The 12,410-nt window shown below is 59.7% G+C and carries 11 protein-coding genes; 2 read left to right on the top strand and 9 right to left on the bottom strand.

Translation table 11 applies throughout. The features are described 5' to 3' along the window. Window position 1: 1 nt before the first annotated feature. On the top strand, window positions 2-1,051 hold the full coding sequence (locus ACIGG6_RS07490; RefSeq protein WP_058576880.1) for an SPFH domain-containing protein: 1,050 nt from the start codon (window positions 2-4) through the stop codon (window positions 1,049-1,051). Window positions 1,052-1,090: 39 nt separating this feature from the next. On the opposite strand, the gene ACIGG6_RS07485 is transcribed toward ACIGG6_RS07490, so the two are convergent. The 3 genes from ACIGG6_RS07485 to ACIGG6_RS07475 form a co-directional block, all read right to left on the bottom strand. Then, the gene (locus ACIGG6_RS07485; RefSeq protein ID WP_399843599.1) at window positions 1,091-2,419 is read right to left on the bottom strand and encodes a DUF2252 domain-containing protein; all 1,329 of its coding nucleotides are present in this window, start codon (window positions 2,417-2,419) and stop codon (window positions 1,091-1,093) included. A 62-nt stretch (window positions 2,420-2,481) separates the two neighbouring features. Then, window positions 2,482-3,972, bottom strand: coding sequence for a sodium:solute symporter (locus tag ACIGG6_RS07480; protein ID WP_399843596.1), 1,491 nt, complete (start codon window positions 3,970-3,972; stop codon window positions 2,482-2,484). Further along, window positions 3,965-4,192, bottom strand: a complete 228-nt coding sequence (locus ACIGG6_RS07475) for a hypothetical protein (RefSeq protein ID WP_399843594.1) — start codon at window positions 4,190-4,192, stop codon at window positions 3,965-3,967. Before ACIGG6_RS07475 ends, ACIGG6_RS07480 begins: the two co-directional genes overlap by 8 nt. A gap of 106 nt (window positions 4,193-4,298) precedes the next feature. Here ACIGG6_RS07475 and ACIGG6_RS07470 point away from each other — a divergent pair, with 106 nt between their 5' ends. Next, window positions 4,299-5,477, top strand: coding sequence for a glycosyltransferase (locus tag ACIGG6_RS07470; protein WP_399843591.1), 1,179 nt, complete (start codon window positions 4,299-4,301; stop codon window positions 5,475-5,477). A gap of 28 nt (window positions 5,478-5,505) precedes the next feature. Here the strand turns inward: ACIGG6_RS07470 and ACIGG6_RS07465 are convergent, their stop codons facing one another. From ACIGG6_RS07465 to ACIGG6_RS07440, 6 genes are all read right to left on the bottom strand, one after another. After that, entirely contained in the window at window positions 5,506-5,931 is a 426-nt protein-coding gene (locus ACIGG6_RS07465) for a GNAT family N-acetyltransferase (RefSeq protein ID WP_399843589.1), read from the bottom strand. 56 nt (window positions 5,932-5,987) lie between these two features. After that, a complete protein-coding gene (gene astB / locus ACIGG6_RS07460; protein WP_399843586.1) occupies window positions 5,988-7,346 on the bottom strand; it encodes an N-succinylarginine dihydrolase in 1,359 nt (452 codons plus the stop codon). Beyond that, on the bottom strand, window positions 7,343-8,815 hold the full coding sequence (astD, locus tag ACIGG6_RS07455) for a succinylglutamate-semialdehyde dehydrogenase (RefSeq protein WP_399843730.1): 1,473 nt from the start codon (window positions 8,813-8,815) through the stop codon (window positions 7,343-7,345). Before astD ends, astB begins: the two co-directional genes overlap by 4 nt. Window positions 8,816-8,896: 81 nt before the next feature. Then, complete coding sequence (gene astA, locus ACIGG6_RS07450) at window positions 8,897-9,928, bottom strand: arginine N-succinyltransferase (protein WP_285263060.1); 1,032 nt, start codon at window positions 9,926-9,928, stop codon at window positions 8,897-8,899. Further along, window positions 9,928-10,992: an arginine N-succinyltransferase gene (locus tag ACIGG6_RS07445; RefSeq protein WP_399843582.1), complete on the bottom strand. Its 1,065-nt coding sequence runs from the start codon at window positions 10,990-10,992 to the stop codon at window positions 9,928-9,930. The genes astA and ACIGG6_RS07445 overlap by 1 nt, the downstream gene beginning before the upstream one ends. 35 nt (window positions 10,993-11,027) lie before the next feature. Further along, window positions 11,028-12,242, bottom strand: a complete 1,215-nt coding sequence (locus ACIGG6_RS07440; protein WP_399843581.1) for an aspartate aminotransferase family protein — start codon at window positions 12,240-12,242, stop codon at window positions 11,028-11,030. Between the last annotated feature and the right edge of the window lie 168 nt (window positions 12,243-12,410).

Below are 12,410 nucleotides of genomic sequence, written 5' to 3'. Positions count from 1 at the left end.
AATGGATTTACCGATTAGCCCCGGCCTATTGATTAGCCTGATTATTGTCATCATTGGCATTTTGATCATCTCGAAAGGCCTAGTGATTGTTCGCCAGTCGGAAGTGATGGTGATTGAACGCCTCGGCTCTTTTCACCGCGTGCTAGAGAGCGGCATTAATATCATCATTCCATTTATCGAACAGCCCCGCGCCATCACCATGCTGCGCTATCGCAAAATGGGCGAGGAGTACACAGCCATTACTTCAGATGAGACCCGCATTGACCGCCGCGAAACAGTGATGGATTTCCCCGGCCAGCCCGTGGTGACCACGGATAACGTCACGGTGCGCATCAATGGCGCGCTGTATTACCAAATCATCGACCCCAAGCGGGCGGTCTATGAAGTCGAGAACATGAGCCAAGCCGTGGAGGTATTGGCGAAAACCACGCTGCGTTCGGTGGTGGGTAAAATGGAGCTGGATAAACTGTTTGAGTCTCGTGCAGAGGTCAACAACGAGATTCAGGCTGCGATGGAAGAGCCTGCTTCTAAATGGGGTGTGAAAATCTCCCGGGTGGAAGTGCAGGATATCGCCATGCCGGAAGAGGTCGAGTCGGCCATGCGCCTGCAAATGGCCGCCGAGCGGAAGCGGCGCGCCACGGTGACCGAAGCCGAGGGTGAAAAATCGGCCGCCATTGCCATGGCCCAGGGCCAGCGTGAATCTGCCATCTTAAACGCCCAGGGCGATAAAGAGTCCGCTATTCTTCGCGCCCAAGGTGAGCAAGAATCCATCAAGCTGGTGCTAAGCGCTATCGGCGATAGCGAGGAGAACAAGCGCACGGTGGTGGGTTACCTGCTTGGCCAAAGTTATATCAAAGTGCTGCCCACCATGGCGAAAGACGGCGAGCGAGTGTTCGTGCCTTACGAGTCTTCTGCTCTGCTGGGTTCCATGGGGATGTTCCGTGAAATGGCAGGCTCCCCAGAAGACACCGTGTCCCATCATCTAAAAAGCCGCTCCGGTCAGGAAAGCGGCTTAAGAAGTGGCATTGTCGGTGGTGCCAGTAGCAGCTAACTCGTTAAGTTTTTAGCCACCGGCACGGTACAGCCCCTACTAGGACTCTGCGTCGGTGGCTAGAAAATGCTCCATAAACACTTGGTAGTCTTGATTCACACAGTCGGCGTAGGCCTTAGCAAGCGTTGAGACCACGCCGATAAACTGCTCCTCACGCCCTTCTAACCGCTGGCATACCGCGTCGGCAAACGGTGCGGCTTTACCTCGGTTAAGTGCCTGCGCACCGCGCAGGTGTTCACGGGCTAGAATTTCACCCCACTGGCGCGCCAGCTTGCGGTAGGCTTTACCGCCAGAGAGCTTGTGGGTGGGGTAATCTTTTTTGAACGGTGAGCGTTCGCGAACCGAAAACACCTTGCCGTTCATGGTCAACCAGCCAAGGTAGGCATCCGGGTGCTCCGCAATAGCATGGAACGCCGCGGCATGGCGAATACCTTCATTGGGAAACAGCTTGCGCCACGCCTGCTGCTGCGCCTTATCCATCAGGCGGTAGGCTTCTGGCGTGACCTGCTCTTTGATATCCAGAATCACATCGTCGTGTTCATGATCAGCCCCGCCTTCGATCAGCACGTAGTACCGCTCGACGCCCAGCGACCCAGTGCCTGCATCCAAGCGCCGCGCGGTGTCTTTAACGAAGAAGTGCTGCGGATCGCTCTCCTTAATAGGGTGCTGCAGCGTTTGCTGGTACTCCTGCTCAATGATGCGCCGTAGCTGGCTTGCCACATCCGCAGGCAGATTGGCGAGTTTGCCGGGGCGCTCGGCAAACTGACGCCCTTTATCTGGGTCTAGCGTCGTCCACTTCTCCAGCATGCGGGCACGGCTCTGCTTATCGGCCACCTTGCCCATAAACGACTTAAGCGGATCCTTGGCGTTGTCCAGCGTGATCGCGTGGATCGCCACGTCATCCTCACGATGAACGCTAAGGGTGTCCATATACCCTTCCAGCAGCTTGTTCAGCGCTTTATCAATGGCTTTGGGGCTCAGCTCGGCGTTCTCGCGGGCATCCAGCACTAGGCTGATCGCCAGCCGCCACACGTCGTACTGGTAATCCCCAATCAACGCATCGTCGAAGTCATCCATGCCGTAGCGTACTTGGTCATCGTGATGGCCGTAAGCGCCAAAATTGTAGGCATGGGCATCGCCCTGAAGCCAGGTTTGGGTATTCGGCCAACCGCCGAACAGCGCAAAGCGCCAGTCGTGCCATACGTCTTGCCAATAAAGGTGATTTGAGCCTCGAAAGAATCGATAGGGAGAGGCCGCCATTTTGGCGTATTTCGCCTGCCGATGCGCCGTACTCAGCGGTGCATTCGCCTGTTGAATGGCCTCAATGACCTGCTGAGGGCGGTTATGTCCTGTCAATGCGTGGCTCATACAGTCCCTTTATGTGTGCATTAATTCGCTAAGGTTAAGCGTAGACGATGCACGTTAACAGATTAAGACACCCGCTTGCCCAAACGCGTCAGACCACGGGGCGCTGAAATGCGAAAGAAGCGCTCGACCACCTCTTCACGCGTAGCTGGGGTTGCTAGCGACACCAGCAAAAACAGCGGCAAATTGACCATCAGCCCCCAAAACCCTGCGTGAATGCCGAGCGGATGCCGCCATAAGGTGGTGAACGCCACGGTAACCACAAAACCGCCTAAAATGCCCGCCATGACGCCCAGCCTTGAGGCGCGAGGCCACAAGAACATGCCGATAAACGCGGGCAAAACCTGCGAGGCAAAGCCAAGCCCCACCAGCAAAATCATCACCAGGCTCCCCGGCTCAGCAATCGCCAGCGGCGCAATCACCAGAAACATAATGGGCAGAATCAAAAGACGCGCCAGCTTGGCGGTGGTGCCCTCCGAGAGCTTGAGCAACGGCTGCAGCACGTCTTTACTCACGGAAAGGGACACCGAATGAATAAACGGCTCGCTGGAGGACATAGAGGCGGCCAAGGTGCCCGCGCCCAGCAGTCCAACTAACACCACGGGCAAGTGCTGCATGGCGTACTCCAGCACCACGGTATCTGCCCGGGCCAGCTCCGGCAGCGAGAAAATACCGATAAAGCCCACCACCACCATGGGCAGAATCACCACGTAGTAGGTGGGTAGCCACGTCGCGCTGCGGCGGATGGTGCGCGCTGAAGAGGCGCTCATCCATTGCGTCCAGACGGGGGGCATAAACGAGAACATGGAGACGATGATCGAGGTGGTCCAGAAGCTAAAACTCATATCGCCCCCCGCGCCGGGGAGGGTTAGAAACTCGGGGTGCTCGGCGGCGATGCGTTCAAACACGCCCGCAAAACTCAGCCCGCCGGTGGCACTGTGTATGGCCCACAGGCCTACCGCCCAGGCCACCACCAGCATCAGCACGCCCTGGAACGCGTTGGTACGGCCAATTGCCCGCTGCCCGCTGGCGTAGAGATAAACGGCAATGCAGGCCAGCACCAACAGTACGCCCAGCCAAACAGGAATCTGCCCGCCGCTCATCACGAACAGAATATAAGCAGAGCCAATCGTTTGTAGCACCGCGTAGGCCACGGAGCCTACCGCCATGACCAGCGCGGACAGCGCCCCCAATGCAGGGCTTTGGTAGCGGTCGGCAATGGCGCTTGCCTGCGTCACATGGCCAAACTGCTCGCCGAACTGCCATACCTTCGGCCCGAAATACCACGCCACCAGCGCCAAGTACGCCAGATAAATCGCTACATAAAAAACCGCCACGCCTTTGGAATAAGCCCAGCCCGGCGCGCCCATGAAGGTGTAAGCACTCACACTACCCGCCGCGATCAGCAGGTAAAGCGTCACTGGCCCCATGCTGCGCCCCGCCACGCCCCACTCTTCAAGATTATTCATGGATCGGCCTGCCCGTGCGCGAAGGCCGATCAGCATCGCGGTGGCCACGTATAACAGCGTAATGACCAGCGGCCAGGCACTACTCATGGTCGTCTCGCTCTACAATGCGGTTGCCCACTAGCATGACTGCCACGCAGGCAAACATGATCACGTAGCTCCACACCACCAGCAGCGGCAGTCCCATCAACAGCGTGGCCCGGTTCACCCAGCCAATCACTGGCCAAATACCGGCCAATACCAGCGTCACAAAGGCAATGAAAAGCCCCCAGCCCGCCCGGGACGTGGGCAGCACTAAAAAACGTCGCATGTCATATCCATAAGATGATGAAAAGAAGTGGTAGCCTCAGCGGCTGTCATGGCGGTGTCACGGCACATTGCCACACTAGGCCGCAATGCCAGCCGTTAAGCCGCTTATGATGAAGATTTTAATGCTTTCCGACGTCTACTTCCCCCGGGTGAACGGCGTTTCCACGTCGATTGAAAGCTTCCGTGGGGCGCTGGAGCGCTTGGGCCACGAAGTACATCTGATTTGCCCTCGCTATATGGATCACGCCAACGAAGACCCGCGCCTTTGGCGTATCGATTCACGAGGCGTATTAGGTGACCCGGAAGACCGCATGATGCGCTACCAAGTCATCATGGCGCTGGTTCCGTCGCTGCACGCCATCGAGTTCGACCTAATCCACATTCACACCCCGTTTGTGGCGCACTACGCGGGCGTGGCATTAAGTAAACGGCTCGGCGTACCCGTGGTGGGCACCTACCACACGCTGTTTGAAGAGTATCTGCACCACTACGTGCCGTGGCTGCCTCGCCGCAGCCTGCGCTTTGCCGCCCGGCGATTTTCGGTGCACCAGTGCCATCAGCTCTCCGCCGTTGTCGCTCCTTCTTCCGCCATGACCTCTGCTCTCACCGCCTATGGCGTTCGCTCCCCGATCGCGACCATCGCAACGGGCTTGTCGCTCACTCATTTCGTCGCGCAAACCGCTGGCGGAGAGTTTCGCGAGCGTCATGGCCTCCCAATACAGGGTCGACTGCTGATGTTTGTAGGGCGCGCCGCGTATGAGAAAAACATCGGTTTTCTGATCGGTATGCTGCCTAAGGTGCGCCACCAGCACCCGGAGACTCACCTGGTGATCGTCGGCGAAGGCCCGGCACTCGCCTCACTGAAACAGCAGGCCCAGCAAGCAGGCCTCTCCGATGCGGTGCACTTTTTAGGCTACCTTCCCAGAGATGGCGCACTGCAAGATGCCTACCGAGCAGCCGATGCCTTTGTGTTTGCCTCCCGCACCGAAACCCAAGGCTTAGTGCTGCTGGAAGCCATGGCGTTGGGCACTCCAGTCGTCTCAACCGCCATCATGGGCACCCAAGATGTATTGCAGCAGGATGAGGGCTGCCTGATCGCGGAAGAGCACCCCGCATGCTTTGCAGAACACGTCAGCCGACTGCTATCTGATGACGCTCTTCGCACCATCCTAGCCCACCGCGGCCAAGCCTACGCCCAACGCTGGAATGAAGATACCAAAGCCGAAGCGCTGGCAGCGCTTTATGAGAGCCAATGCCCTAAAGCGTTTGCTTCATCGCCTGCTTAGTTGTCGATATAGTTGTCGATAGCGAGGATCACACAATACGCCGCTCCATAGCATGCACTGCGTCTTCAGTGTTCAGCACTCGAAACCCTATGCGCTCGTATAAAGCGATAGCGGGGTTTATACGAAAGACTCGTAGCCGCAGTCGGTGAATACCCGCTTGCCGGGCATGCGCTTCGGCGAAGTGGAGCGCCGCCGTTCCCAAGCCTTGGCGCTGCCACGGCGGGGCAATTTGCAGCTCTCGAATATGGTAGGCGTCATCTTCCTGATGGAGGCATAGCACGCCCACAGGGGTTGCATTGATGACTAACTCAAAGCTTTCTAGCTCGCGCCACTGCTGATCAAACAGGGCGGAGTCCCAGTGCCATCCTAGCTGCTGGTGGTAAGCCGCCATGTTGTGACGAATCAGCGTTTCGGCAAACGCCTTATCGCCCGTCGGCTGGATCACAGGCGTCATCGTTCAACACCTGCACCATCCGGCCGTTGGCAAACACGAACTTGGCCGTTCATTACCTACCCCAACTGGAACGGATACACCGACCCTATCTGCAAGAGCTGAGTCAGCTCGTCCAGCGCGGTGAGCACTTCTGTGGCGAGCTGGGGGTCGGCGAGGTCTTCACTCGTCAGGCGGTCGCGGTAGTGGCGGTTCACCCAGGCGGTGAGGTCGCTATAAAGTGCATCGTTGAGCAGTACGCGGCCGGTAAGCGCAGCGCGCTCGGCTTCCGTTAGCACCACGCGCAGGCGCAGGCAGGCGGGGCCGCCGCCATTGCGCATGCTTTGCTTCACGTCTTTAACGATCACTTCGCCAATAGGGTTATTGCCCGCCAGGATGAAGTTTTGAATCGTGTTCCAAACGGCTTCCCGCTCTTGGCACTCGCTGGGTACCACCAGGGTCATGGTGCCATCCGTGTTGGAGAGTAGTTGGGAGTTGAACAGGTACGATGCCACCGCGTCTTCCATGCTCACCGCTTCCACCGGCACGCGAACGGGAATCAGCGGCGTGCTCATCTTGACGCGCAGCTCGTCCAGCGTGCGCTCTTCATCGAGAAACGCCATTTCGTGGTAGAGCAGCACTGGGCCGTTACCCACGGCAATCACATCATTGTGGAACACCCCGGCATCGATGGCCTCCGGGTGCTGCTGGGCGAAGACGGTTTGCGCCTCGCTCAGCCCGTGCTGGCGGGCCACCGCTTGGCTGGCTTCCAGGGTTTGGCGGGCGGGGTAGCGCTTGGGTTCGCGCTCACTGCTACGCGCGTCACCAAACGCTTGACGGCCGTAAACGAAGAGATGAACGCCAGGCTCACCGTATTCGCCGCACAGACGGGTGTGGTTGGCCGCCCCTTCATCGGAAAACGCGGGCGTAGCGGGCAGCACCGGGTGATGAGCAAAACGCTGCTCATCGCGGAAAATCGCCTGTAGCACGCGGCCAGTGGTTTTCGGCTCCAGGTAACGGTGGAAGCTGGATTGCAGGTTGGCGGGGGTAAAGTGCACCCGACCATCCGGCGCATCGACGCTGGGGGTAATTGTGCCTGCGTTAGCCGTCCACATGCTGGAGGCTGAACATACCGCCCGCAGCAGCTGCGGCGCTTGCTTCGCGGCTTGAGCGAGGATCTCGCTGTTGCTGCCGCTAAAGCCTAACGCTCGCAGTGCGCCCAAATCCGGGCGCTGCTGGGGAGGCAGCACGCCCTGGGCATAGCCTGCGTCCATCAGCGACTTCATTTTGGCCAGCCCCTGCAGCGCCCCCTCTTTGGGGTTGGAGACCAAGCCGCCGTGACTCATGGAGGCCATGTTGCCGTGGGCAAGCCCCGAGTAGTTGTGGGTAAGCCCTACCAAGCCATCGAAGTTGACTTCGTGAATGCTGTTGACGCTCATAAATTGACTCCCGGCGGCAGGGTTTCGGGCATTTCCAGGCTGTCGGCTTCCATGGAAGCGACCGGGTAGGCGCAGTAATCCGCCGCGTAGTAGGCGCTGGGGCGGTGGTTGCCGCTGTCGCCTACGCCGCCGAAGGGCGCATCGCCAGAGGCTCCGGTGGTCTGGCGGTTCCAGTTCACAATGCCTGCGCGAATACGCAGCAGGAAGTCGTCCCAATCCGCCTGCTCGCCACCGATCAACCCGGCAGACAGGCCGTAACGGGTGTCGTTGGCAAGGGCCAGCGCCTCATCCCAATCCGCGTAGCGGTGTATTTTCAGCAGCGGGCCGAAATGCTCCTCGTCGGGCACGTCCAGGCCCGTCACGTCGATCAGCGCAGGGCTGAGCAGGCTGGTGTTCTCTTTGAGGCGCTGCATACGGTTAATAACCGTACCGCCCATGGCTTCTAGTTCATCCTGGGCGTTGAGGAGGCCATCGGCTGCAGCAACGCTTACCAAGCCGCCATAGAACGGCGCAGGCTCCTCGTCGAACTGCCCCGCCACGTGCAGCTTGGCGATAGCATCAGAAAGCGCATCGATGAGACGGTCGCCCACCTCGCCTTGAGGCACCATCAAGCGGCGGGCGCAGGTGCAGCGCTGGCCGCCGGAGAGAAACGCCGACTGTAGAATCGTCAGTACCGCCGCACGCTCGTCATCCACGTCCTTCACCACCAGCGGGTTATTGCCGCCTAATTCCAGCGCGAGGATTTTATCCAGCTGCCCGGCGAACTGCTGCTGCAGCATTCCACCCACTTTGGCGCTGCCGGTAAACAGCAGGCCATCGATACCGGGATGGGCGGAGAGCGCCTGCCCGACCGGGACACCGCCCTGCACGAGGTTGATCACTCCGGCAGGCAATCCGGCTTCTAACCAGCACTGCAGGGTGAAATCCGCAGTGAGCGGGGTTTGGTCACTGGGCTTGAACACCACGGTGTTCCCCGCCAACAGGGCAGGCACCATATGGCCGTTGGGCAGGTGGCCGGGGAAGTTATAGGGGCCAAACACCGCCATCACGCCGTGGGGGCGGTGGCGCAGTACCGCTTTGGCGCTGCCGACCTCTTTTTCGCGCTCTCCGGTTCGCTCGTGGTACGCCTTAATAGAGAGCGCGACCTTGCCCATCATCGCGCCTGCTTCGGTGCGTGCTTCCCACAATGGCTTGCCGGTTTCCGAGGCGATGGCAATGGCCAAGTCCTCGCGACGTGCGGTTAATACGTTTACGAAGCGCTCCACCAGCGCCTGACGTTCAGCAAAGGGCGTGCGCGCCCAGGCAGGAAACGCCGCACGGGCTGCTTCCACCGCCGTGCTTACCTGACGGCTAGAGGCAGCCGCCCCTTGCCATAGCAGCGTTCCCGCAACGGGGTCGTGCTTGGTAAAGGGCTCGGCGTCGCCGACGACCCAGGCGCCGTTGATCAGTTGCTGCTGCTGGGCGTGCATGTTCTGGGTGTGCATCGTGCTCTCCTTCACTGAGTTTTTGTCGTCTTGGCGCGGGTCGAGGGGGCGCTTAGATTGCCAATATTAGGTTTCCAGCAGGCGAACGGCGTCGCCGGTGGAAACGCCTAGCCGCTCGGCCTCGTCGGGGGTGAGCACAATTGTGCTGCTATCTGCCGGGCCGCGGCCGATCCAGCTCGCGGTAAAGTTCAGCATCTGGGTAGATGCCGCCAGCCAGCGGCTAACGCTCTCTTGTGGCGCGTTAGAGGAGACTTCCACCTGATAAAGCTGCGAGTTGCGAATCGCCCGCACGTCATCGATGTAGGCCTCCACCGTGGGGCCACCATCGAAAATGTCGATGTAGCCTTCCCAGCGCAGCCCCTCTTTTTTAAGCATCTCCAGCGCTGGCCGGGTGTGCCGGTGCACCTGCCCGATACACGCCCGCGCCTCTTCCGACATGAAGGTGGTGTAGATCGGGAACTTGGGCATCAGCTCGCCGATAAAGCTCTTCTGGCCCAGGCCGGTCAAGCGGTCGGCTTCGTTGAAATCCATGGGGAAGAAGTGTTTCCCCAGGCTTTCCCAGAAGGGGCTAACGTTGTTCTCATCGAACACGCCGCGCATCTCGGCCAGCACTTTCTGCGGAAAGCGGTCGCGGAACTGGGCAATGAACAGCCAGCGCGCTTTGGAAAGCAGCGCCCCGTTACGCAGGTGCTTGTTGGCCTCGCCGCGATACTCCGGACGCAGAAACAGCGAACACACTTCGGCGTCGCCGGTGTGGTCGGAGCTTAAGAACAGCGTATCGATGGTGCGATGCAGATCGAGCTGTACCGACGAGTGCGCTAGCGTGCCAAGCCGATAGTTATAGAACGGCACTTCACGCCCTACCTGGCCTTCGATGGCGCAACAACCTGCTAGCTCACCGTTGGTTTCATCTTCCAGCACGAAGAAGTAGAGACGATCATCCACTGGCGTACGCTCTTCGAACGCGCGGGCGGCGGACTCGATCTTCCCGGCCAAAAACTCGCGGTTATCCGGCAGCGAGGTAAAGCCAACACCGGCCTGCTGCGCAAGCGCCTGGAGCCCATCCAGATCATTACGGGCAATGGGTCGAATGCGCATTACATCTCTCCTTCATCAAGCGCATCGATGGCGCTTGGCAGGGTTAACGGTGCCGCCAGCACCGCCCGACCCTCTTCTACACCCAAACGCTCCGCGTGCTGCGGGGAGAGCATCAGCTGCCCCGTGGGCGAGAGCGCATAGCGCGCAACGATGCAGCGGAAATCGCTCAGCGTTTGATTGGCAATCATCGCCGGTTCGGCATCCGGCAGCGCGTGCTCGGGGCGTATCCGAACCGGGTGCCAGGCCGCGCGGCGGAACGTTTCTAAGCGTTCGCGCTCGGCTTTGACGATGGGGCCCGCGTCGAAAATATCCACATGCCGGGAGCGCACGAAGCCTTCAGCCAACATTTCCGCCAGCGCCTCTTCATGGGCCGGGTGCTCGCGGCCAATCGCAGCGCGGGCCTGGGGCGTGAGTAGCGGTAAGTAGAGCGGAAACTGCGGCATCACTTCAGCAATAAAGCTTTTCGAGCGCACGCCCGCCATGTGGTTCATCTCTTGGAAGCTGCGGGCAAAGAAGTGGCGGCCCACACTCTCCCAAAAGGGGGATTCATTCTGGCTATCCAAATAGCCGGGAAAGGCCACCGCCAAAATCCGCGAGAAGCGCTCCGGGTATTGGGCGATGAACATCAGCCGCGCCCGGCGCAGCAGGCTCTCTGCGCTGGTGCCTTTGTAGCGTGGGTTGAGCGACAGCGCACAAAGTAGCGTGGCATCCGAGGCTTCATGGGAAAGCGCCAGCGTTTGCACCTCGCGGCGCACGTTGAGCTGCTGAGAGGCGTGAATCAGCGTCTCTTGGCGGTAGGTGTAGTAGGCCTCGGCGGCCCCCGCTTGGGCACGGATGGTGGCCGTGCCCAGAACGTCGTTGCGGCTATCGTCCGCCAGCACGAACATATAGTGCTCGTTACCGGGGAACTCGATATCGCTGGCGAATGCTTCCTGGGAGCGCAGGATGCGCTCCTCAAGGCGTTCACGATTGGCAGGCAGGTTGGTAAGCCGTGGCACCGCGTGCTCTGCCAGTTGCTCTAAGGCGGAAAGGTCAGCCAGGGTGACCGGTCGGATTACCAACATGTTTAACGCCCCCTCTTGTGTGACTTGCGCTCTACTCATGCGCTGGCGACAAGTCGCTCGATGGCACGTTCTAGGCGCGCCATGCCTTCGGCAATGTCTTCCTCGGGAATCACCAGCGAGGGGGCCATCCGTAGCACGTTGGGCCCCGCGATGAGCGCCATCACGCCCTCTTCAATCGCCAGCGGCAGAATATCCTTGGCGCGGCCTTCGAAGGCGTCCGACATCTGGGCCCCCATCAGCATGCCCATACCACGGATCTCTTTGAAGACGCCGTGCTTGCGGTTGATGGTTTCCAGGTGCTCGCGGAACAGATCGTGGCGATGTTTGACACCTTGCAGCACCTCCGGCGTATCGATGAACTCGACCGCCGCTAGCGCTACCGCAGAGGCCAATGCGTTACCGCCGTAGGTGGAGCCGTGGGTGCCGATGGCTAGCGATGTGGCGATGGCGTCGGTGGTCAGCATGGCACCAACGGGGAAACCGCCGCCCAGCGATTTGGCGCTGGTGAGAATATCCGGGGTAATGCCGAAGTTTTTATAGGCATACAGCTCGCCGCTGCGTCCAACGCCGGTTTGCACTTCATCGAAAATCAGCAGCGCGTTGTGCTGGTCACACAGGTCGCGCAGGCCCTGCAGGAACTCTTGGGTCGCGGGGACGATGCCGCCCTCACCCTGCATCGGTTCGACCATAATGGCGCATGTGTCGTCGCCCACGAGCTTGCGAACGCTCTCCAGGTCGTTGAAGTCGGCGTGGAGAATACCGCCCGGCACCGGGCCAAAGCCCTGGGAGTACTTGGGCTGGCCGCCTACGCTGACGGTAAAGAAGGTGCGGCCGTGGAACGACTGGTAGAACGAAATGATTTTGTCTTTATGCTCGCCGTAGTGGTCGACCGCCCAGCGGCGTGCCAGCTTCAGCGCAGCTTCGTTGGCTTCACCGCCGGAGGAGCATAAAAAGACTTTATCGGCGAAGGTGCGCTCGGTAAGGGTTTTGGCCAGTTTGAGCGCCGGTTCGTTGGTGAATACGTTGGAGAGATGCCAAAGCTTTTCGCCCTGCTCTTTCAGCGCATTGACCAGCACCGGATGGCAGTGACCCAGGGAGTTCACCGCAATACCGCCAGCGAAATCGATGTACTCGCGGCCTTCTTGGTCCCACAAGCGGCTGCCTTCACCACGTACCGGAATAATCTGCTGCGGCGCGTAGTTAGGCGCCATGTAGTGGTCGAAGTCTTGACGGTTCGGGGTGTGGCTCATGGGACAGTACCTCCAGTGGAGTAAGCGATTGAATCAGTATACGGGGGGCGTAGGACGCCCTGCTTTCAGTATTGGGACGGTAAATTATGAATAGAGACGTGTGCATTTACATCTAAGTACTGGCTCGCATCACCTTGAAGAATGTCTAAAGCGCCCCATTGTCACTAG

The sequence above is a fragment of the Vreelandella lionensis genome (assembly GCF_044543515.1).
GTDB lineage: Bacteria > Pseudomonadota > Gammaproteobacteria > Pseudomonadales > Halomonadaceae > Vreelandella > Vreelandella lionensis.
The sequence above is the reverse complement of the archived record's forward strand: the minus strand, read 5'-3'. Positions and strand labels throughout refer to the sequence as shown.